We start from the raw sequence: 728 nt of genomic DNA on the forward strand, positions 1-728 counted from the left end.
ACGGATCGTCATAACCCTTCGCGGCGGGGCCGATGCGCAGATGCTGCATCACGCCGCGCAGGTTCGGCGGCAGATCGATCTGCTCCGCCGCACCGTCCAGCAGGACGAACCAAGCGCCCGGCGGGCGAACAAGGGGCACCACGCCATCCGTGCCGGCCTGCCCCCGCAGCCGCAGTGAAAGCTGATAGGTTTGCGGCGCAATGAGCCGCGCCTCGGCAAATTGAAAAACCTCCCACCCGCCGGGGCTGCCATCCCCGATCGCCGCAAGATTGGCGCCGCCCAGCAGGTCATCCGGCGAAACCGACTGTAGCGCTCCGCCCAGCAGTTCGACCTCCAGCACGGGCCCCCGGTCAAAGACGCCCGAGCGTGCCCGCCAAAACGGCGTGCGCGTCAAGCCGATGGTGGCGGGCCGGTCCAGCAGGGTATCGGGGCGATACCCCTCGTCGCGCGACGACCGGTAGACAGATACCCGCTCGGGCCAAGGCCGCGAAAAGGCCGCGACCCGCGGTGCATGAGGCACCTCATCCCCCCGCAGCAACGGCAGGTCCAGAAGCAGCGCGGTAACCGGCGCCGGCGCCGCGAAACTGCGCATGGTGGCAGGCAACTCCTCCGCCGGGCCCGTGCGATAAACCTCGAGTTCGATACGCAACGCATTGACGATCTGCGCATCGCCTTGATCCACACGGTCGATCCGGTATCGCTGCGCTCCGCTCCCGTCAGGCCCCGGC

1 protein-coding gene is annotated in these 728 nt (G+C 68.7%); it reads right to left on the reverse strand.

The genetic code is table 11. The features are described from left to right. Positions 1 to 728, reverse strand: a 728-nt coding sequence (locus A3764_RS25430; RefSeq protein WP_443069403.1) for a GTA baseplate fiber-binding domain-containing protein, incomplete at both ends; no start/stop codon positions are given.

This window comes from Sulfitobacter sp. HI0129, from assembly GCF_001635395.1.
GTDB lineage: Bacteria > Pseudomonadota > Alphaproteobacteria > Rhodobacterales > Rhodobacteraceae > Sulfitobacter.